Annotated in this window: 21 protein-coding genes; 9 read left to right on the forward strand and 12 right to left on the reverse strand. The window is 70.3% G+C overall.

Annotation, left to right across the window (positions count from 1 at the left end; genetic code table 11):
- Window positions 1-11: 11 nt before the first annotated feature.
- Window positions 12-1,733, reverse strand: coding sequence for a carbohydrate-binding module family 20 domain-containing protein (locus OG446_RS09235; RefSeq protein WP_328893558.1), 1,722 nt, complete (start codon window positions 1,731-1,733; stop codon window positions 12-14).
- Window positions 1,734-2,263: 530 nt separating this feature from the next.
- Here OG446_RS09235 and OG446_RS09240 point away from each other — a divergent pair.
- From OG446_RS09240 to OG446_RS09250, 3 genes are all read left to right on the forward strand, one after another.
- Window positions 2,264-2,860: an NAD(P)H-dependent oxidoreductase gene (locus tag OG446_RS09240; RefSeq protein WP_328893559.1), complete on the forward strand. Its 597-nt coding sequence runs from the start codon at window positions 2,264-2,266 to the stop codon at window positions 2,858-2,860.
- 189 nt (window positions 2,861-3,049) lie between these two features.
- The gene (locus OG446_RS09245; protein ID WP_328898248.1) at window positions 3,050-3,871 is read left to right on the forward strand and encodes a hypothetical protein; all 822 of its coding nucleotides are present in this window, start codon (window positions 3,050-3,052) and stop codon (window positions 3,869-3,871) included.
- 73 nt (window positions 3,872-3,944) lie between these two features.
- Window positions 3,945-4,124: a hypothetical protein gene (locus OG446_RS09250; protein WP_328893560.1), complete on the forward strand. Its 180-nt coding sequence runs from the start codon at window positions 3,945-3,947 to the stop codon at window positions 4,122-4,124.
- Window positions 4,125-4,194: 70 nt separating this feature from the next.
- Here OG446_RS09250 and OG446_RS09255 read toward each other — a convergent pair whose 3' ends face one another.
- From OG446_RS09255 to OG446_RS09275, 5 genes are all read right to left on the reverse strand, one after another.
- Window positions 4,195-5,253, reverse strand: coding sequence for a LacI family DNA-binding transcriptional regulator (locus tag OG446_RS09255; RefSeq protein WP_328893561.1), 1,059 nt, complete (start codon window positions 5,251-5,253; stop codon window positions 4,195-4,197).
- A complete protein-coding gene (locus tag OG446_RS09260; RefSeq protein WP_328893562.1) occupies window positions 5,238-6,914 on the reverse strand; it encodes a glycoside hydrolase family 13 protein in 1,677 nt (558 codons plus the stop codon). The genes OG446_RS09255 and OG446_RS09260 overlap by 16 nt, the downstream gene beginning before the upstream one ends.
- 101 nt (window positions 6,915-7,015) lie before the next feature.
- Window positions 7,016-7,900 (reverse strand): sugar ABC transporter permease, encoded by an 885-nt coding sequence (locus tag OG446_RS09265; protein ID WP_389261175.1) that lies wholly within the window; start codon window positions 7,898-7,900, stop codon window positions 7,016-7,018.
- A complete protein-coding gene (locus tag OG446_RS09270) occupies window positions 7,894-8,910 on the reverse strand; it encodes a carbohydrate ABC transporter permease (RefSeq protein WP_328893564.1) in 1,017 nt (338 codons plus the stop codon). Before OG446_RS09270 ends, OG446_RS09265 begins: the two co-directional genes overlap by 7 nt.
- Window positions 8,911-8,931: 21 nt before the next feature.
- Window positions 8,932-10,209, reverse strand: coding sequence for an extracellular solute-binding protein (locus tag OG446_RS09275; RefSeq protein WP_328893565.1), 1,278 nt, complete (start codon window positions 10,207-10,209; stop codon window positions 8,932-8,934).
- A 382-nt stretch (window positions 10,210-10,591) separates the two neighbouring features.
- Here OG446_RS09275 and OG446_RS09280 point away from each other — a divergent pair, with 382 nt between their 5' ends.
- Complete coding sequence (locus OG446_RS09280) at window positions 10,592-11,659, forward strand: LacI family DNA-binding transcriptional regulator (RefSeq protein WP_328893566.1); 1,068 nt, start codon at window positions 10,592-10,594, stop codon at window positions 11,657-11,659.
- 135 nt (window positions 11,660-11,794) lie between these two features.
- The gene (locus OG446_RS09285) at window positions 11,795-12,706 is read left to right on the forward strand and encodes a phosphatase PAP2 family protein (protein WP_443050267.1); all 912 of its coding nucleotides are present in this window, start codon (window positions 11,795-11,797) and stop codon (window positions 12,704-12,706) included.
- Between the two features lie 64 nt (window positions 12,707-12,770).
- Here the strand turns inward: OG446_RS09285 and OG446_RS09290 are convergent, their stop codons facing one another.
- Both OG446_RS09290 and OG446_RS09295 read right to left on the reverse strand, forming a co-directional pair.
- Entirely contained in the window at window positions 12,771-15,764 is a 2,994-nt protein-coding gene (locus OG446_RS09290; RefSeq protein ID WP_328893568.1) for a bifunctional [glutamine synthetase] adenylyltransferase/[glutamine synthetase]-adenylyl-L-tyrosine phosphorylase, read from the reverse strand.
- 543 nt (window positions 15,765-16,307) lie between these two features.
- Window positions 16,308-17,102, reverse strand: a complete 795-nt coding sequence (locus tag OG446_RS09295; protein WP_328893569.1) for a putative protein N(5)-glutamine methyltransferase — start codon at window positions 17,100-17,102, stop codon at window positions 16,308-16,310.
- Between the two features lie 215 nt (window positions 17,103-17,317).
- On the opposite strand from OG446_RS09295, the gene OG446_RS09300 reads away from it, so the two are divergent.
- Complete coding sequence (locus tag OG446_RS09300; RefSeq protein ID WP_328893570.1) at window positions 17,318-17,896, forward strand: TetR family transcriptional regulator; 579 nt, start codon at window positions 17,318-17,320, stop codon at window positions 17,894-17,896.
- 15 nt (window positions 17,897-17,911) lie between these two features.
- On the opposite strand, the gene OG446_RS09305 is transcribed toward OG446_RS09300, so the two are convergent.
- The 3 genes from OG446_RS09305 to OG446_RS09315 form a co-directional block, all read right to left on the reverse strand.
- Window positions 17,912-19,114, reverse strand: coding sequence for an NADH:flavin oxidoreductase (locus tag OG446_RS09305; protein WP_328893571.1), 1,203 nt, complete (start codon window positions 19,112-19,114; stop codon window positions 17,912-17,914).
- Between the two features lie 198 nt (window positions 19,115-19,312).
- The gene (locus OG446_RS09310) at window positions 19,313-20,257 is read right to left on the reverse strand and encodes a DUF5996 family protein (protein WP_328893572.1); all 945 of its coding nucleotides are present in this window, start codon (window positions 20,255-20,257) and stop codon (window positions 19,313-19,315) included.
- Between the two features lie 38 nt (window positions 20,258-20,295).
- Complete coding sequence (locus OG446_RS09315) at window positions 20,296-21,018, reverse strand: flavodoxin family protein (protein WP_328898249.1); 723 nt, start codon at window positions 21,016-21,018, stop codon at window positions 20,296-20,298.
- A 287-nt stretch (window positions 21,019-21,305) separates the two neighbouring features.
- Between OG446_RS09315 and OG446_RS09320 the strand changes: the two genes are divergently transcribed.
- Entirely contained in the window at window positions 21,306-21,890 is a 585-nt protein-coding gene (locus OG446_RS09320) for a SpoIIE family protein phosphatase (protein ID WP_328893573.1), read from the forward strand.
- 282 nt (window positions 21,891-22,172) lie between these two features.
- Here OG446_RS09320 and glnA read toward each other — a convergent pair whose 3' ends face one another.
- Entirely contained in the window at window positions 22,173-23,534 is a 1,362-nt protein-coding gene (gene glnA, locus OG446_RS09325; protein WP_136324925.1) for a type I glutamate--ammonia ligase, read from the reverse strand.
- Between the two features lie 243 nt (window positions 23,535-23,777).
- Between glnA and OG446_RS09330 the strand changes: the two genes are divergently transcribed.
- Window positions 23,778-24,455, forward strand: a complete 678-nt coding sequence (locus OG446_RS09330) for a DUF3105 domain-containing protein (protein ID WP_328893574.1) — start codon at window positions 23,778-23,780, stop codon at window positions 24,453-24,455.
- A gap of 80 nt (window positions 24,456-24,535) precedes the next feature.
- Window positions 24,536-25,240 (forward strand): DUF305 domain-containing protein, encoded by a 705-nt coding sequence (locus OG446_RS09335; RefSeq protein ID WP_328898250.1) that lies wholly within the window; start codon window positions 24,536-24,538, stop codon window positions 25,238-25,240.
- Window position 25,241 lies beyond the last annotated feature (1 nt).

Below are 25,241 nucleotides of genomic sequence, written 5' to 3' on the forward strand. Positions count from 1 at the left end.
GGAGGGGTGAGTCAGCTGCGCCAGACGTCGGCCGTCAGGGCGACCTTGCCGGAGGCCGGCACCGTGGCCGTGCGGTTGGCACCGCTCTCCCAGGTGACGTTGCCGGATGCGTCCTTGCGGACGTACTTGTACTCGAACGACGTACCCGCGGGCAGGCTCACGTCGAGCTTCCAGACGGGGTACGTGGCCGGGTCCAGCTTCGGCGCGGAGGCCGGGTTCCAGTTGCCGAGGGCGGCCTGGTTGCCGGTGACGTAGATGTTCTGGCCGAGCTGGGTGGTGGCGTTGACGCCGAAGGAGGCGCCGGACGTGCCCGTGCCGGGGTCGGTCGGGTCCGTCGGGCCGGTGCCGCCGCCGGTGCAGGTGCGGGCGCCCGTCTGGAGGGCGAGGGCCGTGTGGGCGCCGAGCGTGGCGGTGAACTGGCCGGACCCGTTGACCGTGACGCCGTTGCCGGACTGGATGTCGCAGTAGTCGCCGGCGGGCAGCGAGGTCTGGAACGTACGGGTCAGCGAGGAGCCCTCGTGGTTGATCGCGACGTACGCCTTGGAACCGCGGCCGAAGGCGATCTGGTCGCCGCCGTTGTCCCACCAGTTGGTGACGGCCTCACCGCGGGCGGTGTTGCGGAAGCCGACCATGGAGGAGATCTCGCGCCAGGCGTGCTGGCACTTCCAGCCGTCGCTGTAGCAGGCGTTCACGGTGCCGCCGCTGGGCGGACCGGCGTCCTTGTCGGACCACTCGTAGCCGGAGTGCACATCGGGCGAGCCGTAGGGCCAGGCCAGCATGAACACGTTGGCGAGCGTGTAGTTGGCGCCGCTCTTGTAGTTCAGCGTCTCGCCGTTGCGCTCGGTGTCGTGGTTGTCGACGAAGACCGCGGCCTTCGAGGAGGACATGAAGCCCCAGCCCTCGCCGAAGTTCTTCAGGTTCGCGAGGTTCTCGTTGTTGAAGACCTGCTTGAGGCTGCGGGCGTAGCGGAACTCCTGGACGTCGCCGGAGCCTGCGTACTCGTCGGGAGAGACGGCCTCGCCGGCGCCGTAGATGGCCTCGTGCTTCCAGTAGACGCCGGGGTTGCTCAGCCGCGACTTGATGTTGGCGAGGTCGCCGGCGGGCATGTGCTTGGCCGCGTCGATGCGGAAGCCGTCGACGCCGAGCGACAGCAGGTCGTTGAGGTACCCGGCGATCTTGCCGCGGACGTAGTCCTCGCCGGTGTCCAGGTCGGCGAGGCCCACGAGTTCGCAGTTCTGGACGTTGCCGCGGTCGCCGTAGTTGTTGATCTGCGACTGGCAGTCGTTCATGTCGTTGACCGAGTACAGGCCGGGGTAGTCGTACTTGCTGTAGGAGGACCCTCCCGTGCCCGTGCCGGAACCCGCGGACATGTGGTTGATGACCGAGTCGGCGATGACCTTGACGCCCGCGCCGTGGCAGGTGCTGACCATGTTGGCGAAAGAGGCGCGGTCGCCGAGCCGTCCGGCGATCCTGTAGCTGACCGGCTGGTACGAGGTCCACCACTGCCCGCCCTGGATGTGCTCCTGGGGCGGCGAGACCTGTACGAAGCCGTAGCCGGCCGGGCCGAGGGAGTCCGTGCAGGCCTTGGCGACGGAGTCGAACTTCCACTCGAAGAGGACGGCCGTGACGTCCTTGGTGCCCGGGGCGGAGGCCTGCGCGCTCGTGGCGGGGACCACGAGGGCGGCGGCGGCCGCTATCAGTGCGAGCGCGGCAGACAGCGGTCTGCTGGCCATATTTTCCTCCTGCGGTGGGGGAAACACGGGTGATGGTTCGGAGGCGTGCGGATACCTCTGAGCCTCATGCGGCAACGCGCCCTGCCCTCAAGGCCCCTGAATGTTCTTGCTGCAAGAATGCAAACCTTGCTGCGGGGAGACCGTACGAGCCGACCAGGTTCCGGTCAACCCTTTGGACATGAGCTGCTCACATCCGCGAAACACTGCAGATTTCTTCCTGCAAGGCCTTACGCAAGACATTGCAACGCTGTTACGTTTCTCCCGACTCCGGTCCGGCCGGCCGGGGGTCCCGTTACCCCGGGCCCCACGCGCCCGGCCGGCCGGACCGGTCACGTACAAGAGGGGCACCCGGGGGTCACACTCCCCGCCGACCCGTCCGGGTCGACTCCCGGTGCCCCTCGTGTGCGTGTGACGGGGTGGGTCGCCGACTTCTCCCAGCGGTGCCTCACCGGTCATGATGGGCGCCGGGCGGGGGCAGCTCCACAACCCCACGGCCGACGACCGCACATGACGTCCTGGGGGGAAATCGCATGTCACGTACCGGGGTCTACCTCGCACATCCACGGCCCGGAAGCTTCAACCACGCGGTGTTCGACGCCGTGGTGCAGGAGCTCCGCGACCGGGGTTGCGACGTGCTGGCGCACGACCTCTGCGCGGAGGGATTCGCACCCGGGCTGACCGCCGACGAGACGGAGACGGTCCGGTCGGCCGCGGACACCCCGGACGCGCAACTGGCGTCGCACCGGGCCGAGGTGGCCACCCTCGACGCGATGGTGTTCATCCACCCCAACTGGTGGGGCATGCCGCCCGCCGTCCTCACGGGGTGGGTGCAGCGCGTGATGGTGCCCGGAGTCGCCTACAAGCTGGGCACCTCGGACGGGGAGCCGCAGGGGCTGCTGAAGGCCGGCCGGGCCCTCGTCCTGAACACCTCCGACACTCCCGCCGAGCGTGAGACGAGCGAGTTCGGGGATCCCCTGGACAGGGTCTGGTCGTCATGCGTCCTGCCCTATGTGGGAGTCACCGACGTGCGCCGGGTCGTCTTCCGCACGGTCACCGACTCCTCCGACGAGACCCGTGCGTCCTGGCTGCACGAAGCGCGTGAGCACGCCCGCGCGCTGCTGGTCTGACGTGCGCGGCGGGCGTCGCGCACTCGGGACTCCTCCTGTGCGGGGCAACACCTAGACTCGGCTCCCATGTGGCCAGGACAGCAGTCGCCCCCCGATCAGCCGGACCCCCGGGCCGAGTACGCCGGTTCGGGGGCCGGGCAGCAGCCCGGCCGGCCCAACCCCGACTGGCACGCCGCGCCCACCGTCGGCATGGGCGCCCCCGAGCCGCCCCGCCGCTCCTGGAACCGGACCGTGGTCGCCGTCGTGGCCGCCTCCGCGGCAGTCGTCGTGGCATGCGGGGTGACCGGCTTCCTGGTCCTCCGCGACGACGGGGGCAACGGGACCGACAAGGCTGACGCGAAGCCCACGGCGACGGGCTCGGCCAGCCCCGACGGCACGGACCGGTCCGCGGCGAAGGGCGGCTCCGGCCCGCTCGTCGCCGGCTGGAACACGGTGGTCAACGCCAAACGCGGCATCACCTTCGACGTGCCCGCCTCGTGGGCACGGCAGTCCCCGAGCTGGGTCAGTTACGTCGCGAAGGACGACGACCCCGAAGAGAAACCACTGGTCGCGATGATGGCCCCGGCCGTCCTCAAGGAGAAGTGGTGCACGTCCGACGACAACAAGAACGGCTCCGAGGAGAACACCGCGCTCGCCTCGACCGGCACCACCGGGGAAAAGGGCGCGCGGAGCGCCGCCGAGGCCGCCGAGGACACCGCCAGGACCTGGGTCTTCGGCGCCTACACCCAGCCCGACACCACCCGTCTCACCATCGGTGAACCCGAGTCGTACCGTACGAAGTCGGGCGTCGAGGGCAGCCTCGTGACCGTCACCTCGTCCGGGACCCCGAAGAAGGGCAAGTGCGACACCGACGGCAAGGCGGTGACGTTCGCCTTCAAGAACGCGGAGGGCAAGTTCGTGTCGTGGACCTACATCGGTGCGCACGGGGTGCCCGACGAGGTGTCCGACGCCACCATCCGTCAGATCCTCAGCACCGTGCGGCTCTTCAAGGCGGGCGACGGGCAGGGCTGAGGGGGCCGTTGCGGGACATCACCGCCGCATCCCCGGGCCGCGCCGTCCGTCGTCCGGCCAGGGTCCCCGTCCCATGGGCCCTGGACGCGATCGACGGCGTGCGGCTCGCGAGGACCCCGAGACCGCCTGCACCACCGGCTACGGCCGGCGCACACCGGTCGTCAGGGCCGCCGCTCTCGCCCTCGCGGGCCTGGCGGTCGCGACCGGCCCGGCCCTGATGCTGCGCCACCGGGCCACCGCCGCGCCGCTCTGAGCCCGGGGTTCCGGATACATGCGTCGGGGCCGGGTCCCCCCTCCGGACCCGGCCCCGATCACACACACCGTCAGGCGCTGCGGAGCGCCGCCGTCGACCCCCGTACGACCAGCTCCGGCTGGAACACGTACTCCGTGCGCTGTACGGGACTTCCGCCGATCTCCTCCAGCAGCGCGCCCACCGCGGCCGCCGCCATCGCCTGCACCGGCTGGCGCACCGTGGTGAGCGGCGGGTCGGTGAACGCGATGAGCTGCGAGTCGTCGAAGCCCACCACCGACACGTCGCGCGGCACGTCGAGGCCGCGGTCGCGGGCGGCGCGCACCACGCCCAGCGCCATCAGGTCACTGCCGCAGACGATGCCCGTGCAGCCCTGGTCCAGCAGCGCGCCGGCCGCCACCTGACCGCCCTCGACGCTGAACAGCGTGGAGCAGACCAGGTTTTCGGCGTCGGCGCGGTCCAGGCCGAGCAGCGAGACGGCGGCGTCCACGAAGCCGTCCCGCTTGCGGCGGGAGGGAACGTAGCGCTGCGGTCCGATCGCCAGGCCGACCCGGCGGTGGCCGAGTTCGGCGAGGTGCCCCACGGCCATCCGCACGGCAGCGTTGTCATCGGGCGAGACGAACGGGGCACTGATCCGCTCGTTGTAGCCGTTGATCAGCACGAACGGCACGCCGCGGTCGGTCAGCGCGGCGTAGCGCGCCGGGTCGGCCGAGGTGTCGGCGTGCAGTCCGGAGAGGAACACGATGCCGCCCACGCCACGTTCGACGAGCTGCTCGACGAGCTCGTCCTCGGTGGCGCCGCCGGGCAGCTGGGTGCAGAGCACCGGGGTGTAGCCGTGGCCCGCCAGGACCTGTTCCACGGACTGCGCGAACGCCGGGAAGATCGGGTTGGTGAGCTCGGGCGTCACCAGTCCGATCAGCCCGGCGCTGCGCTGCCGCAGCCTCACGGGGCGCTCGTAGCCCAGGATGTCGAGCGCCGCGAGCACCCGCTGACGCGTGGTGTCCGCGACGCCCGGCTTGCCGTTGAGCACCCGGCTGACGGTCGCCTCGCTGACGGACGCCTGGCCGGCGATGTCCGAGAGCCTCAGCGCGCTGCCGGCCCTGGGCGGGGGGACGGTCACACCGTCCACCACACCGTGGTGTCCGCCGGCAGCTCGATCTCGGCGCCGTCGGCGGCGACCGGGGTGCTGGAGAGCAGGACGGTGCCGCGTACGGGGATGCGGACCGGGGCGCCCGTGGTGTTGACGGTGCAGACGAAGCCGGGACGGGCGAAGACCAGCACGCCCTCGGGGCCGTCCAGCCACTCCACCGCGGTCCCGGCGCCGAGCCCCGGGTGCACCCGGCGGGCGGCGATCGCGGCCCGGTAGAGCTCCAGCGTGGAGCCCGTCGCGCCGGTCTGGGCCTCGATGCTCAGCTCGCCCCAGCCGGCCGGCTGCGGCAGCCAGCTGCCGCCGTCACCGAAGCCGTACGAGCTGCCCTCACGCGTCCACGGGATCGGGACGCGGCAGCCGTCGCGGAAGCCGTCCTGGCCCTCGGCCCGGAAGAACGACGGGTCCTGGCGGGCCTCGTCGGGCAGGTCGGTGACGTCGGGCAGGCCGAGCTCCTCGCCCTGGTAGACGTACGCGGAGCCGGGCAGCGCCAGCATCAGCAGGCTGGCCGCACGCGCCCGGCGCAGGCCCAGCTCGCGGTCGCCGGGGGTACGGATCTGGGTGCCGAGGCCGGCCGGGTTGGCGAACCGGGTGGCGTGCCGGGTGACGTCGTGGTTGGAGAGCACCCAGGTGGTGGGGGCACCGACCGGACGCATGGCGTTCAGCGAGGTGTCGATGACGGCGCGCAGTTCGGCGGCGTCCCAGGCGGTCGCCAGGTACTGGAAGTTGAAGGCCTGGTGCATCTCGTCGGGGCGCACGTAGTTGGCGGTGCGCTCGACGGTGGGGGTCCAGGCCTCGGCGACGAGGACGCGGTCGCCGGAGTACTCGTCGAGGACGGTGCGCCAGGTGCGGTAGATCTCGTGCACACCGTCCTGGTCGAAGAACGGCATGACATCGTTTCCGAGCAGCTTCAGCTGGTCGTGCGTGCCCAGGTCGGGCAGGCCCTCGGCCTTGACGAGGCCGTGCGCGACGTCGACCCGGAAGCCGTCGACGCCCATGTCGAGCCAGAAGCGCAGGATCGAGCGGAACTCGTCGGCGACGGCCGGGTGTTCCCAGTTGAAGTCGGGCTGCTCGGGCGCGAAGAGGTGGAGGTACCACTCGCCGGGCGTGCCGTCCGCGTCGGTCGTCCGGGTCCAGGCCGGGCCGCCGAAGATGGACTCCCAGTCGTTGGGCGGGAGTTCGCCGTTCGCGCCCTTTCCGGGGCGGAAGTGGTAGCGCTCGCGCAGTGCGGAGCCGGGGCCCTCGGCGAGCGCGCGCTTGAACCACTCGTGCTGGTCGGAGGAGTGGTTGGGCACCAGGTCGACGATGATCCGCAGGCCCAGGTCGTGGGCGTCCCGGATCAGGGCGTCGGCGTCCAGCAGGGTACCGAACATGGGGTCGATGGCCCGGTAGTCGGCGACGTCGTAGCCCGCGTCGGCCTGCGGGGAGGCGTAGAAGGGGCTGAGCCACACCGCGTCGACACCGAGGTCCCTGAGGTACGGGAGCCGCGCGGTGACGCCTGCGAGATCGCCCATGCCGTCGCCGTTGCCGTCGGCGAAGCTGCGCGGATAGACCTGGTAGATCACCGCGTCCTGCCACCAGCCGGTGCGGTGGCCCGGGGCGTCGTCGGACGTGCCGGTGGAGGGGGCAGCGAGGTGCTGGGTCATGTCGTCCCTGGGGTGTCTGGGTGGGGGGTGGCGCCGGGACCGGGTCGGGATGCCGGCGCCACCGTGACTGGTGCGTGCGAGTCGTACGGCCGTGCTGTCGCTCAGCCCTTGACGGCCCCGGCGGACATGCCGGTGACGAGGTGCTTCTGCGCGAACAGGAAGACCAGGGCCGCGGGTATCGCGATGAGCACGGACGCGGCGGTCATCGGACCCCACTGGGCCCCGTACTGGTTCACGAACAGCTGCAGTCCGCCCGCCAGCGTGAGGTTCTCCTCGCCGACCATGAACGCGGAGGCGTACGCCACCTCGCCCCAGGCGGTGATGAAGGAGTAGAACGCGGTGACGGCGAGGCCCGGCTTGGCCAGCGGCAGGATGAGCCGCCAGAACGTGCCGAACGGGGTGAGGCCGTCGACCTGGCCCGACTCGTCGATCTCGCGCGGGATGGTGTCGAAGAAACCCTTCATCATCCAGGCGCAGAACGGCACCGAGATGGTGAGGTAGGTGATGACCAGACCGGCCGGCTGATTGAGCAGCCCCATGCCGGCCATGATGTTGTAGATCGGCACGATGAGGACGGCGACCGGGAACATCTGGGTGATCAGCAGCGTCCACATCAGTCCGCGCTTGCCGGGGAAGCGGAAGCGGCTGACGGCGTAGCCGGTGGAGGCGGAGACGATGACGCCGAGGAGCGTGGTGAGTCCCGCGACGACCACCGAGTTGCCGAACCAGGTCAGGAACTTCGTGTTCTGGAGCAGGTTCGTGTAGTTCTCGAACGTCGTCTCTTTGAAGAAGTCCGTGGTCGTCGCGAACGCGGCCGGCTTCAGCGAGGTGAGCAGGACCCAGAGCACCGGGAAGACGGCGATCACGGAGGCGACGATCAGCGTCAGGTGCAGTGCGGTGGACGCCAGCGGTGAACGTTCCCCGCGCAGCCGGACCTTGGGCGCGGAGTGCCGCGCGGCGGTGGTGGGTGCGGTGGTGGTCACCAGTCGTCTCCCTGGGTGCGGAGGACTCGCCGGTACACGGCGGCGAAGAGCAGCAGGAGTACGAGGATCAGCACGCCCCACGTGGAGGACTGCGCGAAGTCGCGCGGGCTGATCTCGAAGGAGAACTTGTACGCCTGCGTCACCAGGATCTGGGTGGCGTCACCGGGTCCGCCCCGGGTCAGCAGGAAGATCACCGGGAACATGTTGAAGGTCCAGATGGTGGACAGCAGGATCACGGTCGTGGAGACCGGCCGCAGTCCGGGCAGCGTGATGTGGCGGAAGCGCTGCCAGGCGGAGGCGCCGTCCATCTCGGCGGCCTCGTAGTGCTCGCTGGGGATGGACTGCAGTCCGCCGAGGAGGGCGACCATCATGAACGGCACGCCGAGCCACACGTTGACGGCGATGACGGAGACCTTCGCCCAGGTGGGGTCGTCGAGCCAGGCGATGCCGTCGAAGCCGCCGCCGGAGAGGATCTTGTTGAGCAGGCCGCGGTCCTCGTTGTAGAGGAAGCGCCAGGCGAAGACGGAGACGAAGCCGGGGATGGCCCAGGGCAGGATGAGTGCCATCCGGTAGGCGGAGCGGCCGGCGATCCTGCGGTTGAGGATGTTGGCGAGCCCCATGCCGAGGGCGAAGGTGATGGCCACGCAGGAGACCGTCCACACCAGGGTCCACCCGAGCGTGCCGAGGAACTGGTCACCGGTGAGCGCGTCGGCGTAGTTGTCCAGGCCCACGAACTCGTACGTGGCGGGCATGTGGTTGACACCGATGGACCGCGCGACGTTGCGCTCGTTGGCGTCGGTCAGCGACAGGTAGATGCCGCGGACCAGGGGATACCCGATGATCACGCCGATCACGACGACGACCGGGGCCACCATCGTCCAGGCGTACCAGTGCGTCGACAGAGCCCGCCGGAGCCTGCTCGGCGGCGGAGGGTTACCAGTACCGCGGCTCCGGCCGCGGGCGACGTCGTCGCCCGCGGCCTTCGCCACCGACTGGCTGGTGTGGACAGCCATCAGTCGGCCTGCCTTCCTGAGTTACTTCCAGCCCTTGAGGAGCTTGCGGTAGGAGTCGCCGGTCGTCTTGACGGCCTTCTCCGGGGAGGTCTGGCCGGTGAGGACCTTGGTGTACTCGGTGACGAGCGGCGCGAAGAGGCTGCCGGTCTCCGGGATCCAGGGGCGCTCGACGGCGCTCTCGACGACCGGCTTGAAGAAGCCGACGATCTCGTTGTCGACGACGGCCTCTTCGGCGTAGGCCGAGGTGCGGGTCGGCAGGAGGTTGAGCTCCTTGGTGACCTGGGCCTGCGTCTTGACGGAGGTCATGTAGTCGACGAAGGCGTAGGAGGCGTCGAGGTTCTTGGATCCGGCGTAGACGGCCAGGTTGTGACCACCCTGCGGGGCACCCTGCGCGGCGGAGCCGGCCGGGACCGGGGCGACGCCCAGGTTCGCCTTGTCCTTGAACTCCTTGCCGGCGTACGTGTCGGCGACGGCCCACGGGCCGTTGATCATCATCGCGACGTCGCCGTCCTTGAAGGACGACTGCATGTTCTCCCAGCCGTCCGTCGCGTCGGTCTTCGCGGCACCGGAGTCGACCAGGTCCTTGACCACCGTCATGGCCTTGACGCCGGCGGCGTTGTCGATGGTGACGGACTTGTTGGCGGCGTCGACCATGTCGCCGCCCTCGCCGTACAGGAAGGAGAGGAACCAGTACGCGTCGTCGCCGCGCAGGTAGAGGCCGGTCTTGCCGGTCTTCTCCTTGATCTTCTTGGAGACGGTCTTCAGGTCCGCGATCGACTCGGGAACCTCGACGCCGGCCTCCTTGAAGATCTTCTTGTTGTAGAAGATGCCCATGGAGTCGATGACCTGCGGCACCGCGTACGTCTTGCCGTCGTACTTGGTGGACGCGGCGGCCTGCTTCAGGAAGTCGTCCTGCTTCACCAGGGCGGCGGTGCCGTCCAGCGGGGCGAGGTAGCCGAGGTCGGCGAACTCGGGGGTCCAGGCGACCTCGGAGCGGATCACGTCGGGCGCGCCGGAGCCGGACTGCGCAGCGTTCTTGAACTTGTTCTGCGCATCGCCGAAGGGGACGTTGACGTACTTGACGTCGACCTTCGGGTGCTCCTTCTCGAAGCCCTCGGCGATCTTCTTGAAGACCTTGTCCTCGCTGCCCGCGGTGGAGGTGTCCCACCACGTCACGGTGCCGGAGAGCTCACCCGAGCTCTTGGAGGTGCCGTCGGAACTGTCGTCGTCACTGCCGCAGGCGGTCGCCGCGAGCGCCAGGGCCGCGACCAGGGCGGTGGCCGTTATGCCACGTCGCATCTGAACTCCTTCAACTGCCGTACCGCTCCGTCGCGGCGCCGGGTCGACGTGAACGTAACAAGGATGAAAGACGGCCGAAAGAGTTTGCGGAATATTTCTGCAAGCTCCGGCGATCGTTACATTCGCGTGTCCTCACGGTTGCCGTCAAGCCTCTTGACGGAAGCGCCCTCCCCCTGGCAGTAGCGGGTGATCGCGCCTGATTCCTCAGTGCGACGATCTGTTCGCACCCAGCAATCCCGTCCCGCAAGACCTTGCAAGACGTTGCTGCCGACAGGGAGGGCCACTCACTTCCGGCCGGACGCGCAACGGTCCGCGCAGGCCCTGTCGTCCGATTCCCGTGCATGGTGGGCAATCCGACCCACGCCCGGTACAGTCCAGTCACATGACCGCACGGCTTGCCGATATCGCAACTCAGGCGGGGGTCAGCGAAGCGACGGTCAGCCGCGTACTGAACGGCAAGCCCGGTGTTGCCGCGACCACCCGTGAATCCGTCCTCGCGGCGCTCGACGTCCTCGGCTACGAACGCCCCGTCCGGCTGCGCCGGCGCAGCGCGGGCCTGGTCGGCCTGATCACGCCCGAGCTGGAGAACCCCATCTTCCCGGCGCTCGCCCAGGTCATCGGCCAGGCGCTGACGCGGCAGGGCTACACCCCGGTGCTGGCGACCCAGACGCCCGGCGGCTCCACCGAGGACGAGCTCACGGAGATGCTGGTCGACCGGGGCGTCTCCGGCATCATCTTCGTCTCCGGACTGCACGCCGACACCTCGGCCGATATGCAGCGCTACGAACAACTCCGCGCCCAGGGTGTCCCGTTCGTCCTGGTCAACGGCTTCTCCCCCAAGGTGCAGGCCCCGTTCATCTCACCGGACGACCGCGCCGCCATGCGCCTCGCGGTGACGCACCTGGTGTCGCTCGGCCACACCCGGATCGGCCTGGCGGTCGGCCCTAAGCGCTTCGTTCCCGTGCTCCGCAAGATCGAGGGCTTCCACGCCACGATGCAGGAGCAGTTGAACCTCACGGCGGACCAGGTCGAGGCGCTGATCCAGCACTCCCTGTACACACTGGAGGGCGGTCAGGCCGCCGCCTCGGCGCTCATGGAGCGCGGCTGCACGGCGGTCGTGTGCGCGAGCGACATGATGGCGCTCGGTGCGATCCGCGCCGCGCGCCGGCTCTCCCGGGACGTCCCGCGCGACCTCTCGGTGGTCGGCTACGACGACTCCCCGCTCATAGCGTTCACCGATCCGCCGCTGACCACGATCCGGCAGCCGGTGACGGCGATGGGCCAAGCCGCGGTGCGCACGCTCCTGGAGGAGATCGGCGGCACACCCGCCCCGCACAGCGAGTTCGTCTTCATGCCGGAACTGGTCGTGCGCGGGTCGACAGCCGCAGGCCCCGGACCCGACGCGGCCTCGGCCGCTCCGGCTGTTCCAGGATCCCACGCGCGTCCGTAGCCCGCAGGACGTGCAACCCGCTCCCGACCGGAGGATCATCAAGCGGAGGGGGCAAATCTGGCAGACTCTGTGCCTATGGGTGAATTGAGCGTGAAACCACAGGAAGGCCGCACGGAGGCCACCCCGTCACCCATCGTGAACGAGGCGGCTCCCGAGGCGAATGCGAAGCAGAACGGCGACGCGAGCCGGATCGGCAGACTGCTCGACCGCGGTCTGGCAGGTCTCCGCTCCCCACGGTCGCCCCGGCGGCCACGCATCTGGTTCGAAATCCTGCTGATCGCGGTCAGTTACTGGCTGTACTCGCTGGTGCGCAACGCCGTCCCCGAACAGAAGGCCGCGGCCCTGTCCAACGCCGACTGGCTCTGGTCGGTCGAACGGTTCCTGGGCATCGCCGTGGAGCAGTCCGTCAACCACGCGGTCAACTCGGTGACATGGCTGATCGTGTCGATGAACTACTACTACGCGACCCTGCACTTCGTCGTCACCATCGGTGTGCTCGTCTGGCTGTTCCGCCGTCATCCGGGCCGCTACGCGCCGGCCCGCCTGGCCCTGTTCGCGACCACGGCCGTGGCGCTGCTCGGTTACTACCTGTACCCGTTGGCCCCGCCCCGGCTGATGAACGGCGGCCACTTCATCGACACCGTCATGGTCCACCAGACCTGGGGTTCGATGGCTTCGGGCAACTTCAAGCAGATGTCGAACCAGTACGCGGCGATGCCGTCGATGCACATCGGCTGGTCGCTGTGGTGCGGCCTGACCGTCTTCGCCCTGGCCTCCGCCCCGTGGGCGCGCATCCTGGGCCTCCTCTACCCGACGGTCACCCTGATCGTCATCGTGTCGACCGCGAACCACTTCTGGCTGGACGCGGTGGGCGGCATGGCATGCCTGGCCTTCGGTTACGCGGTGTCGTACGCCTGGTACGGGGCGCTGCCGCACCACCTCCCGAAGCTGATCCCCCCGAAGCCCACGCACCGCCCCCGCCTGGCCGCGGTGACACGGCGCCCACGGGCCCCCAAGACAGCCGTCCCGAGTTCCTCCGGCGACTGAGAGCGGGGGCCCCTGCGCACCGGCACCCGCCCGCACGCACACCCCGGCCCCGCCAGGGGCCCCCTCACGCCGCCCCGTAGAACCGCTCCTCCACCACCGCCCGGGCCCTGCGCGTGATGCGCCGGTAGTCGTCCAACATGTCCCCGACATGCCCGGGCTCGTACCCCAGATACCGCCCCACCGCGGTCAGCTCCCGCGGCCCGGACGGGAACGTGTCCGCAGGCCTCCCCCGCACCAGCATCACCGCGTTGCGGACCCGCGTCGCCAGGACCCACGCCTCGTCCAGCGTCTGCGCGTCCTCACCGGAGATCAGTTCTGCCGCGCACGCCGCGGCCAGCGCCTCCCTCGTCCGGGTGGTCCGCAGCCCCGGCTCCGCCCAGCCGTGCTGCATCTGCATCAGCTGGACCGTCCACTCCACGTCGCTCAGCCCGCCCCTGCCCAGCTTCGTGTGGAGGGTCGCGTCCGCGCCGCGCGGCATCCGCTCGGACTCCATCCGGGCCTTCAGCCGCCTGATCTCCCGGACCGCGTCCTCCCCCAGCCCTTCCATCGGATACCGCAGCGGATCGATGAGCTCGATGAAGTCGCGGCCCAGATCCGCGTCGCCCGCCATCGGCTGGGCGCGCAGCAGCGCCTGGCTCTCCCAGACCAGCGACCAGCGCCGGTAGTACGCCTCGTACGACTTCAGGGTGCGCACCATCGGCCCGCTCTTGCCCTCGGGGCGCAGATCCGCGTCGATGAGCAGCGGCGGGTCGGCGGTGGGCAGCTGGAGCAGCCGGCGCATCTCGGCGACCACCCGGTTCGCGGCCCGGCTCGCCTCCTGCTCGTCGACGCCCTCGCGGGGCGCGTGGACGAACAGCACGTCCGCGTCGGAGCCGTACGAGAGCTCGTGGCCGCCGAAGCGGCCCATACCGATCACCGCGAACCGGGTGGGCAGGGTGTCGCCCCACTCCGCGCGGACCGCGGCACGGAGCGCCCCGGCGATCGTGACCGCGTTCAGATCGGTGACGGCGCTGCCGACCCGGTCCACGAGGGCCCCGGGGTCGGGTTCGGCCGGACTCTCCTCGGTGCCGTAGGAGCCGATGAGGTCCGCGGACGTCGTACGGAACAGTTCGCGCCGGCGCACCCCGCGCACGACCGCCACCGCGGACTCCGCGTCCTCCGAGCGTCCCACCGCGGCCAGCACCTCCTGCTCCAGGTGCTCCCGGCTGCGCGGCTTCAGCCCCTGCGGGTCGCCGAGGATCGCCACCGCCTCGGGGGCACGCAGCAGCAGGTCGGGGGCGAGCCGGCCGGCGGACAGGACCCGGGCGAGGTTCTCGGCTGCCGCGCCCTCGTCCCGCAGGAGGCGCAGGTACCACGGGGTCTTGCCGAGCGCGTCGGACACCTTGCGAAAGCCCAGGAGTCCGGCGTCCGGGTCGGCGGAGTCGGCGAACCAGCCGAGCAGCACCGGCAACAGCGTGCGCTGGATGGCGGCCTTGCGCGACACCCCGGAGGACAGCGCCTCCAGGTGCCGCAGGGCGGCCGCCGGGTCCTCGTACCCGAGGGCCTCCAGTCGGTGCGCGGCGGCCTTCGCGCTGAGCCGGGACTCGCCGGGGGCGAGCTGGGCGACGGCGTCGAGCAGCGGCCGGTAGAACAGCTTCTCGTGCAGCCGTCGCACCACGGAGGCGTGCCGTCTCCAGGCCTGGTTCAGCTCGGCGATGGGGTCGGTGCGCATGCCGAGGGAACGCCCGAGCCGCCGCAGGTCCGGCTCGTCGACCGGGACGAGATGGGTACGTCGCAGCCGGTAGAGCTGGATGCGGTGCTCCATGGTGCGCAGGAACCGGTAGGCGTCGTCCAGTTGGGCGGCGTCCACCCGCCCCACGTATCCGCCCCGGGCGAGTGCGCCCAGGGCCTCCAGGGTGGATCCGCTGCGCAGGGCGGGGTCGTTGCGGCCGTGGACGAGCTGGAGCAGCTGGACGGCGAACTCGACGTCCCGCAGCCCGCCGGGACCGAGCTTGATCTCGCGGTCGACCCGGTCGGCGGGGATGGTGTCGATGACCCTGCGGCGCATCTTCTGTACGTCGGGGACGAAGTTCTCCCGGTCCGCGGCCTGCCAGACGAGCGGCGAGACGGCCTCGACGTACTCGGCACCCAGCTCGGGGTCGCCGGCCACCGGACGGGCCTTGAGGAGCGCCTGGAACTCCCACGTCTTGGCCCAGCGCTGGTAGTAGGCGAGGTGCGAGCTGAGCGTGCGCACCAGGGGCCCGTTGCGGCCTTCGGGCCGGAGGTTGGCGTCGACGGGCCAGATGGTGCCCTCGACGGTCTGGTCGGAGCAGATCCGCATCATGTGCGCGGCCAGCCGGGTGGCGGCCTGCATCGCCGCGCTCTCCTCGGCTCCGTCGGCGGGCTCCGCCACGAAGATGACGTCGACGTCGGAGACGTAGTTCAGCTCGTGGCCGCCGCACTTGCCCATCGCGATGACGGCGAGCCTGCACTGCGCGGCGTCGGCGGGTGTGGCCGTACGGGCGATGGCCAGCGCGGCCCGCAGCGTCGCGGTGGCCAGGTCGGCCAGCTCGGCGGCGGCCTCGGCGACGTCCGTCGTACCGCACACATCGCGTGCCGCTATCGACAGCAGGCACCGGCGGTAGGCGACGCGCAGCGAGTCCGGGTCGACCGCCCCGGCCAACTCACCCTCGAATTCGGGCACCCCGGGGTGCAGATCGGCCGCCTCGTACGTGACGAGGGCCTGCCAGTCGCGCGGATGCCGGGCCAGGTGGTCGCCGAGGGCCTCGGACGCCCCGAGCACCCCGAGGAGCCGGTCCCGCAGGGGCTTGGCGGTGACCAGCGTGTCCAGCAGGATCTGCCGCTCGTCGGCCTGCTCGGCCTCGACGAGCCGGACGACCCCGCGCAGCGCCAGATCGGGGTCGGCGGTGGCCCCGAGGGCGTCGAGAAGGACCGGGTCGGAGCGTACGGAGGAGAGTTCCGGCAGGTCCAGCAGACGCTCCGCGGCGGACGGATCGGTGAAACCGTGCCGCAGCAGTCGGGTGAACGTGCTGCTCCTGCGCCCCGGCAACGTCGTCATTCCGCGCTCTCCTGCTCGCCGCCCGATCACACCTTCCAGCCTTCCGAGCCTAGCCGGACCCTCATGTTCCCGTGGAGTGCCCGGCCCGTTTCATGGCCCCGCGTCCGGGGCGGGGGGTTCCGTCCTCAATCGCCGGACGGGCTTGATTTGTGCGGGTCCCCCGCCCCGGTGCGCCGCTACCCGGCACGTGGGGTCCGGTGCCCCTCCGGGGCGTCTCCTCAAACGACGAACGTTTCCAGTCCCACGCAGCGGACCCCGGTATCCGTTCGTCGTCCTGCGGGGACTCCCCTGCACGGCCCCGGACCGGCCGCCTTGCGTCTGCGGCAGCAGTCCCACCGGCGTGCAGACGCAGGCGATGCCGGGTGGGGGCGTGCAGGGGAGTCCCCGCAGAAAATGGCGTACGACCCGGGTCGTTTACGTACCGGGGTGCACACGCCATTTTTGAGGAGTCTCCCCGGAGGGACCCCACCCCACCCACCGCACAGAGGCGCACCCCGCGGCGGGGCCGCACACAAGCCTGTCCGGCGCTTGAGGACGGAACCCTCAGCCAGGGAGCGGCCGCGTCCCGATGACCACGGTGGCGTACAGCTCGTCGGAGGTGACCACGCGCGGGACGAGCCCGCTGTCGGCGACGGCCTCCTCGGCCCGTGCCGCCTGTCGTTCGCTGGTCTCGACGAGCAGGCTGCCGCCCGGGGCGAGCCACTGCGGCGCCTCGGCGGCCACGCGTCTCATCACGTCGAGGCCGTCGCCGCCTCCGTCGAGGGCGACGAGCGGCTCGTGGACGCGCGCCTCGACGGGCAGCAGGGCAACATCCCCCGTCGGTACGTACGGCACGTTGGCCAGGAGTACGTCGACGCGCCCGCGCAGGGAGCCGGGCAGGGGGGTGAAGAGGTCGCCCTCGTAGACCCGGCCGAGGCTGCCGACGTTGCGCCGGGCACAGCGGACGGCGGCGGGCTCGACGTCGGCGGCGTGCAGCTCGACCTCGTCCAGCGCGGCGGCGAGGGCTGCGCCGAGTGCGCCCGATCCGCAGCAGAGGTCGACCACGACCGCCGGGCTCGGGGCCAGTTCCGCGGCCTGGCGGATCAGGAACTCGGTGCGGCGGCGCGGGACGAAGACACCGGGGTCCACGGCGATGCGCAGCCCGCTGAACTCGGCCCAGCCGAGGACGTGTTCCAGGGGGTGTCCGGCGACGCGCCGCTCCACCATGGCGGTGAGTTCGGCGGGACGGGCCGCGGTGGCGGCGATCAGTTCGGCCTCGTCCTCGGCGAAGACGCAGCCGGCGGAGCGGAGGGTGGTGACGAGGGAGGAGAGGGCGAGCGGTGACAGCGGGACCGGCATGGAGCGGAGAGCCTTTCGGGAAAACGCCGATGGGTGCTCCGCGGCCGGTTACGTCCGGTCGGCCACGCGATCATGTGGGGCGAGCACCCAGCCTGATACAGCGGTAATGGGTCCCACCTCCTTCGGTACGTCCCCGTGCGGGGATGCGAAACACTACCTCAGCCCGGCCCCGGCCCGGTCCCGCCCGCCTGCTCCGGCCACGGATAATGGCGGTCATGGAGCGCGCTGTGGGACTTCGGGAACGCAAGAAGGAAGCCACCCGCCAGGCCGTGCACGAAGCGGCCTTGCGACTGACCGTCGAACACGGCTTCGACCAGCTCACGGTGGAGGCCGTGGCGGACGCGGCCGGGATCTCCCGCAGAACGTTCTCCAACTACTTCGCCGGCAAGGAGGACGCCCTCCTGCACGGCGACGAGCAGCAGATCAGGGAGCTCGTCGGAGCCGTGCGCGGGCGCCCCGCCGAGGAGGATGCCTGGCCGGCGCTGCGGGCGGCCGTGACGCAGTTCGCCGAGCGCGTCGCACCGCCGGAACGCGAATGGGCCGTGCGCACCCGTCTGGCCATGAACCACCCGTCCCTGCTGGCCCGTCATCTCGCCAACCACGCCGCGCTGGAACACGACTTGGCCGAGGCCGTGGCTGCCCGCCGGCCCCCGGTCCGTCCGATGGTCCTCGCTGCGGCGTTCCTCTCGGCGCTGCGGATCGCGATGCGGATGTGGATCGAGGAGGACCTGGCCCGGGAGCCGATCGAGGTGATCGACGAGGTACTGGACGAGATGGGACGGAGTTTCGTCTGACCCGCGTGGGCGGCGCTACTCGATCAAGGGGCAGTGGGTCCGGGTGTAGATGGTGGGCATGCAGCGGTTGCAGTGGATGCACTGCGAGCGGGTGGCGGCGTCGCGCCCGATGCGGTGCAGCAGGTCGGGCTCGCGCAGCAGGGCGCGGGCCATCGCGACGAACTCGAAGCCCTCCGCCATGGCACGGTCCATGCCCTCCCGGTCGGTGACCCCACCGAGCAGGATGAGCGGCAGCCCGAGCGCGGCGCGGAACCGCTGCGCGGATTCGAGCAGGTACAGGGGCCGGTAGGGATAGGTACGGAACACACCGCGCCCCACCGCCCGGATCGCGAGTCGCTGCGGAAGCGGGAAGTTGGCCGCGAACTCGGCGACGGGGGCGCCGCCGCGGAACAGGTACATCGGGTTCAACAGGGAGCTGCCCGCGGTCAGTTCGAGGGCGTCGACGCTGCCGTCCTCCTCCAGCCAGCGGGCGACCTGGAGGCTGTCGTCCACGGTGAGTCCGCCGGGCGCCCCGTCCTTCATGTTCAGCTTGGCGGTGATGGCGAGCCGGTCGCCCAGCGCGTCGCGCACCGCCCGGGTGATGCCCAGCGCGACGGAGGCGCGGGCGCGCAGGGAGCCGCCGAAGGCATCGGTGCGGCGGTTCAGCCGGGGGCTGAGGAAGGCGCTGGCCAGGTAGTTGTGGCCGAGATGGATCTCCACGGCGTCGAATCCGGCCTCGGCCGCGAGGAGGGCCGCCTCCGCATGGGCCTTGATGACCCGGTCGATGTCCTCGGCGGTGGCCGCCCTGTTACGGCGCATGCTCAGCGCGTTGAACCCCGCCGTCGGGGCGAGGGAGGCCACCCCGTTGGACCGCCCGTCGGCCACCGGCCCGGCGTGGCCCAGCTGGGCGGAGACGGCCGCGCCGGTACCGTGCACCGCCTCGGTCAGCCTGCGCAGCCCCGGCAGCGCCTCGGGCCGCATCCACAACTGCCGCCGCTCGGTTCGCCCCTCCGGCGCGACGGCACAGTAGGCCACGGTGGTCATGGCGACCCCGCCCTCGGCGGGGCGCAGGTGGTAGTCGATGAGCTCCTGGGTGACCAGCGCGTCGGGCGTGGCGCCCTCGAAGGTGGCGGCCTTGATGACCCGGTTGCGCAGCCGGAGCGGCCCGAGCCGTGCGGGCGCCAGTACGTCCGGGACGATGCGTTCTTGCCCGCCTGCTGAGCCCGGTCCGGTCGTCATGGCGCGCAGCATGACAGAGATCTGACGCATAGTCAGTAGGCGTGCACGCGTCGGCGCCAAGGGCTCCGCGCAGGGCGGGGCAGGTCTCCGACGCCGCAGCCCGTGCGTGGGGACGAGCCCTTGTCAGGCGCCCGGTCGGCGCCCGGCGCGCCAGGACCGGTCCGGCCAAGTGCGCGGCAGGAGCGCGCCGCACCCGCGCTACCGCTGCCCGTCCCACCGCCGGGGGTTGTCCTCGAGTGCGGCACGGTCCCAGTCCCCGTGGATGGCCGCCGCCTCATAGGTGGTCTGCAGGAATCCGTTCAGCATCTGATCGGGGTCGGCGGCGGTGCGTACCGCCTCGTAGGGCAGAAGGTACTGCCCGTTCTCGGTGCTGTAGAACGCTTCGTCCGGAGTGACGGGGTGGTCGGCGAAGCCGTCCGGCTCCGGATACGCGTAGGCATAGAACGCTCCCTCCTCTCCCCCTCCCGGCCAGAAGCCGCAGCTGCTCAGCTCACGGGAGTAACCCTCGACCATGACCCAGTCACCACAATTGGGCGCACCACCGGGGTGCGGAGGAGCAGAGCGGCCGGAGAAGCGGGTGCAGGCGAGGTCCATGGCGCCCCAGAAGAAGTGGACGGGGCTGACCTTGCCGACGAAGTGGGAGCGGAAATCTGTCATGACACGTTCGGCCTGCACGAGCTGGCGCCAGAACAGGTGGGCCGCTCGGGGGTCGTAGGCGGCGTGGTGGTCGTCCTCCGCGAAGGGGATCGCGGGCTCCACCTCGTTGGGGCGAGCCTGGATCCGCGCCGGGACACCGAGGGAATGAAGTGCCCGCATCGTTTCCTCGTAGAAGCGTGACACGGGCTTGGCCTCAAGGTCTACGCACCGTGTCCCTCCGTCACTCGTGCGGATGTTCAGGCGGTGTTCGAAGAAGTCGAATTCGATGTCGAAGATGCCGGTTCCGTACGGGACAGCGGACGTGCTCAGACCCCGTGGGGTGACGTAGAGGGTGACCTGCCACCAGTGGTTGACCAATGGTGCGTGAGCGAGCCGCACCTTGCCGATGATCTGCATCCACATGTGCAGCGTGTCACGCGTGTCGGTCCAGTCGGCCACCCGGAGCGTCGGCCACGCGTTCCCGGCGTGCGGTTTCTGCTGGTTCACGGCGTGACTCCTTGTGGTCCGGATCCGAGCGGGGCCGCTCAGCGGTGCTCGGGGTTCGGGAAGTCCGGGCGACACCCGGCGTCCCACCTGCTGCGCTGGTTCCCGTACGTGGGCATGCCGCCGGCTCGCCTGAGCATCGTCGCGAGGTGCATGAGGTTGTACGTCATGAACGCTGTGTTTCGGTTGGTGAAGTCGTTCTCCGGGCCACCCGAACCGGCGTCCAGGTAAGAGGGTCCGGGTCCCGCCTCACCGATCCACCCTGCGTCAGCCTGCGGCGGAATGGCGTATCCGAGATGCTGGAGGCTGTAGAGGACATTCATGGCGCAGTGTTTGACGCCGTCCTCGTTGCCGGTGATCAGGCAGCCGCCGGCACGGCCGTAGAAAGCGTACTGCCCAGCATCGTTGAGGAGACTCGAGCAGCCGTAGAGGCGCTCGATGACGCGTTTCATGACGGAGCTGTTGTCGCCCAGCCAGATCGGACCGCAGAGAACCAGGATGTGCGCGTCCATGATTCTCTCGAAGAGAGCGGGCCAGGCGTCGGTCTGCCAGCCGTGCTCGGTCATGTCGGGCCACACTCCTGTGGCAATGTCATGATCGGCCGCACGCACTGTCTCCACCTGCACACCGTGCCGCCGCATGATGCCAGAGCTCAGATCGATGAGGCCGTCGGTATTGCTGATCTCTGGCGAGCGCTTGAGCGTGGTATTGATGTACACCGCACGCAGGCCGTCGAACTGCGGCGTCGGCCCTTCAGGCGGCAATGCTGCGGGCTGCTCCCCTGAGAGTGCAGGCGTACCGGTTGTCCGTTCTGCCTTCACCAGCCCTCCCGAGGGCTCGCCGGTCTGCTCGGGTGGCGTCGACGCCACCTCCAGCAGGGTCACCCAGGGCCTGAGCTCCGGCAACCCGGCGATCCCTCACCATCCTCAGCCTGGACTGGACGACCGCACCCTGCTTCCACACCATCCTGTGGATCGTTCTCGTCCCCGGCCTGGCGGCGCTCCTGTGCACTCTCCGCGTCACCACCGCCTACGCTCTGCTGACCCTGGCGGTGTACCTCGCCGACGAGGCGCCCTACGACAACGGTTACAGCACCGGTTGGCCCGGACTGATCCTCGTCGCCGTCAGCGGGATCGGCGCCGTCGTCGTCTGTGCCGGGCGCGTTCGGGCGCAGCAGCGCGCCGCTCATATCCGGCGCGTCGCCCGTACCACTCGACACACCGTGCTTCGGCCTCTGCCCTCCCACTGGGCGGGACTGGACCAGGCGGCCTCGTACACCGCAGCGGACGTCGCCGCCCGTGTCGGCGGCGACTTCTACGACATCCAGCCTTCCCCTCACGGGACACGCCTCGTCCTGGGTGACGTACAGGGCAAGGGTCTCGGCGCCGTATCCACCGCTTCCGTCCTGGCCGGAAGCTTCCGCGAAGCCGCCTCCGACGGCGTCACCGAAGCCCGCGACAGCAGCGGCGCCTTCTTCCCGCTTCTCGAACACCTCGACACAGCACTGCGGACCGACCCCGAGCTCGCCGAGCCGCGCCATCTCGTCCACGACATCAGAAACGCGGCCTCACGACACACAGCGCGCGGCCTCACGGACGACACCGCCATCCTCGCCGTCCGCCGCACCCACCACTGACCCCGGGCCCGGAACCCGCCCCACCCACCGGCGTTGGCAGGTAGAGGGCAGTCCCCGGTCGTGACACGATCCCCGGAGCAACCGGGCCGGGCGTCACCATCCTGGTTCACCGGGTTGGCGTGCACCATCCCCCGGACGAGCCCGCGGTCGTACCCGGCCAAATGAACTCCCTGCCCACAGCCGCACAACGACGGCTGTGGGCAGGGTCATGTCCGCACGAGGTCGCCTCGGTTGAACCGGGCAGCCCGCCGCAGTGTTTTCCCGGCGCGCCTGACCTGCGCCCTACAGCACCGGCAGCAGCGCCTTCAGCTCGAAGGCGGTGACCTCGCTGCGGTACTCCTCCCACTCCTGCTTCTTGTTGCGCAGGAAGAAGTCGAAGACGTGCTCGCCGAGCGTCTCGGCGACCAGTTCGCTCTTCTCCATCAGCGCGATCGCCTCGCCCAGGTTCTGCGGCAGCGGCTCGATGCCCATCGCGCGGCGCTCCGCGTCGGACAGGGCCCAGACGTCGTCGTCGGCGCCGGCCGGGAGCTCGTAGCCCTCCTCGATGCCCTTGAGGCCCGCGGCCAGGAGCACCGCGTACGTCAGGTAGGGGTTGGCGCCGGAGTCGATGGAGCGGACCTCTACGCGGGCCGAGCCGGTCTTGCCGGGCTTGTACATCGGGACGCGGATCAGCGCGGAGCGGTTGTTGTGGCCCCAGCAGATGTACGAGGGGGCCTCGCCGCCGGCGCCCGCGGCGCGGGAGGAGCCGCCCCAGATGCGCTTGTAGGAGTTGACCCACTGGTTGGTGACGGCGGAGATCTCCGCGGCGTGCTTGAGCAGGCCCGCGATGAAGGAGCGGCCGACCTTGGAGAGCTGGTACTCGGCGCCGGACTCGTAGAACGCGTTGCGGTCGCCCTCGAAGAGGGAGAGGTGGGTGTGCATGCCCGAGCCGGGGTACTCCGAGAACGGCTTCGGCATGAAGGTGGCCTGCACGCCCTGCTCCAGCGCGACCTGCTTCATGACCAGGCGGAAGGTCATGATGTTGTCGGCGGTGGAGAGCGCGTCCGCGTACCGCAGGTCGATCTCCTGCTGGCCGGGGGCGCCCTCGTGGTGGCTGAACTCGACCGAGATACCCATGGATTCGAGCATGGTGATCGCCTGGCGGCGGAAGTCCATGCCGACGTTCTGCGGGGTGTGGTCGAAGTAGCCGGAGCTGTCCGCGGGGGTGGGGCGGGTGCCGTCGACCGGCTTGTTCTTCAGCAGGAAGAACTCGATCTCCGGGTGGGTGTAGAAGGTGAATCCCAGGTCGGAGGTCTTGGCCAGGATGCGCTTGAGCACGTAGCGCGGGTCGGCGAAGGACGGCGAGCCGTCGGGCATCAGGATGTCGCAGAACATCCGGGCCGTGCCGGGTGCCTCCGCGCGCCAGGGCAGGATCTGGAACGTGCCCGGGTCCGGCTTGGCGATCATGTCCGACTCGTACACCCGGGCGAAGCCCTCGATGGCGGAGCCGTCGAAGCCGATTCCCTCGTCAAACGCCTGTTCCAGCTCGGCGGGGGCCACGGCCACGGACTTGAGGTAACCGAGCACGTCGGTGAACCACAGCCGTACGAACCGGATGTCGCGCTCCTCAAGCGTCCTGAGGACGAATTCCTGCTGCTTGTCCATAGCCACATCCTTGCAGTTCAGACGGTCCGTGCACCACCGCCCGGGGTAAGGGGGAAAGTCCAGTATCACGACCCCGGATTTCACCCAGATTACGCACCCGACGTGAGATGGAGCACTCGGCCACCCACTACGATCGTCGGCCATGGTGCGCAAGGGGTGCGGCGGCCTCGCAACCGCCCCGCGCGCACCGGTTTCCCGACCCGTTCCGTCATCTCATCGCCCCTTCGCAGAAGGACCCACGACATGAGCTTCGACCGCAGGACCCGCATAGAGCAGATGCGCAAGGCCGACCGTGCGCGTGACCGCCGCACCCGTGTGCTGGTCATAAGCCTCAGCGCCGTCGTCGTCGCAGGTCTCGTCAGCTTCGGCGCCTACACACTCATCGACCGGTCCGAGGCCTCGGCCGACCAGAAGGCCGCCGACGCCAAGAACGCCGAGCAGTCCGAGGCGGAGAAGAAGGAACTGGCCGACGGACCGATCCAGGGCGAGAAGTCGTGGGACGCGAAGAAGCTGACCCGCAACCACGTCACCGAGACCGTCTCGTACCCGATGAAGCCGCCGGTCGGCGGTGACCACAGCCCCGTCTGGATGAACTGCGACGGCGACGTATACAAAAAGGCGATTCCTGACATGAACGCCGTGCACGCGCTGGAGCACGGGTCGGTGTGGGTGACGTACACGGACAAGGCCTCGGCCTCGGACGTGGACAAGCTGGCTGACCGGGTCGCGAAGACGCCGTACTCACTGATGAGCCCGTACAAGGACCAGGCCGGCAGCATCATGCTGAGCGCCTGGGGCAAGCAGGTCACGGTGGACAGCGCCGATGACCGCAGGGTGGCGCAGTTCTTCGCCAAGTACGTGCAGGGCCCGCAGACGCCCGAGCCGGGCGCCGCGTGCACCGGCGGGCGGGCGGCTCCGTGACAGAGGTGACGGAGGAGGCAGAGGGCGCGGAACCGCCGGAGAGCGGGAAGGCCGCGGAGGGCGGGGAGGCCGCGGGGAGCATCCGGCGCGTCCGCCGGGTGGCCGCTGCCGCCGTCGTGCTCGCGCTCCTGTTCGCGGGGGCGGCGACCGTCGCCTCCGCGCGGGGCGACGGGGGCGGGCAGCACGTGTCCGCCCCCGCCGTGCGGATCCCGGCGTCCGGCTCCGCGGACGCCGGGTTCGCCCGCGACATGGCCGTCCACCATCAGCAGGCCGTGGAGATGTCCTTCATCGTGCGCGACCGCACCGACGACGAGGACGTGCGCCGTCTCGCGTACGACATCGCCAACACACAGGCCAACCAGCGGGGCATGCTGCTCGGCTGGCTGGACCTGTGGGAGCTGCCGAAGGCGGCCACCGGGCAGGAACCGATGGCCTGGATGGCCGCCGGGGAGCACGCGGGCCACGACATGGCCGGGATGCCGGGCATGGACGGCGGCCACGAGGCCCATGACGGGTCCCTCATGCCCGGGATGGCGACGCGTACCGAGCTCGGGCAGCTCCGCCGGGCCAGTGGCAGACAGGCCGAGATCCTGTACCTCCAGCTGATGACCGACCACCACAGGGGCGGTGTCGACATGGCCCGCGGCTGTGCGGACCTGTGCACCGTGAAGGCCGAGAAGCGGCTGGCCCGGGGCATGGTCGAAGGCCAGCAGTCCGAGCTGCGGGCCATGGCCGGAATGCTGACGGAACGGGGCGCCGCGCCCCGGCCGGGAAAGCCGTCCTGAA

The organism is Streptomyces sp. NBC_00236, assembly GCF_036195045.1.
Classification (GTDB): domain Bacteria; phylum Actinomycetota; class Actinomycetes; order Streptomycetales; family Streptomycetaceae; genus Streptomyces.

Bases quoted from the DNA above. Each gene is read 5' to 3' on its own strand.
- glnA (WP_136324925.1), bottom strand. From the start codon at position 23,534: ATGGACAAGCAGCAGGAATTCGTCCTCAGGACGCTTGAGGAGCGCGAC.
- OG446_RS09275 (WP_328893565.1), bottom strand. From the start codon at position 10,209: ATGCGACGTGGCATAACGGCCACCGCCCTGGTCGCGGCCCTGGCGCTC.
- OG446_RS09290 (WP_328893568.1), bottom strand. From the start codon at position 15,764: ATGACGACGTTGCCGGGGCGCAGGAGCAGCACGTTCACCCGACTGCTG.
- OG446_RS09240 (WP_328893559.1), top strand. From the start codon at position 2,264: ATGTCACGTACCGGGGTCTACCTCGCACATCCACGGCCCGGAAGCTTC.
- OG446_RS09300 (WP_328893570.1), top strand. From the start codon at position 17,318: ATGGAGCGCGCTGTGGGACTTCGGGAACGCAAGAAGGAAGCCACCCGC.
- OG446_RS09280 (WP_328893566.1), top strand. From the start codon at position 10,592: ATGACCGCACGGCTTGCCGATATCGCAACTCAGGCGGGGGTCAGCGAA.
- OG446_RS09235 (WP_328893558.1), bottom strand. From the start codon at position 1,733: ATGGCCAGCAGACCGCTGTCTGCCGCGCTCGCACTGATAGCGGCCGCC.
- OG446_RS09295 (WP_328893569.1), bottom strand. From the start codon at position 17,102: ATGCCGGTCCCGCTGTCACCGCTCGCCCTCTCCTCCCTCGTCACCACC.
- OG446_RS09245 (WP_328898248.1), top strand. From the start codon at position 3,050: ATGGGCGCCCCCGAGCCGCCCCGCCGCTCCTGGAACCGGACCGTGGTC.
- OG446_RS09270 (WP_328893564.1), bottom strand. From the start codon at position 8,910: ATGGCTGTCCACACCAGCCAGTCGGTGGCGAAGGCCGCGGGCGACGAC.
- OG446_RS09330 (WP_328893574.1), top strand. From the start codon at position 23,778: ATGAGCTTCGACCGCAGGACCCGCATAGAGCAGATGCGCAAGGCCGAC.
- OG446_RS09305 (WP_328893571.1), bottom strand. From the start codon at position 19,114: ATGACGACCGGACCGGGCTCAGCAGGCGGGCAAGAACGCATCGTCCCG.
- OG446_RS09260 (WP_328893562.1), bottom strand. From the start codon at position 6,914: ATGACCCAGCACCTCGCTGCCCCCTCCACCGGCACGTCCGACGACGCC.
- OG446_RS09250 (WP_328893560.1), top strand. From the start codon at position 3,945: ATGGGCCCTGGACGCGATCGACGGCGTGCGGCTCGCGAGGACCCCGAG.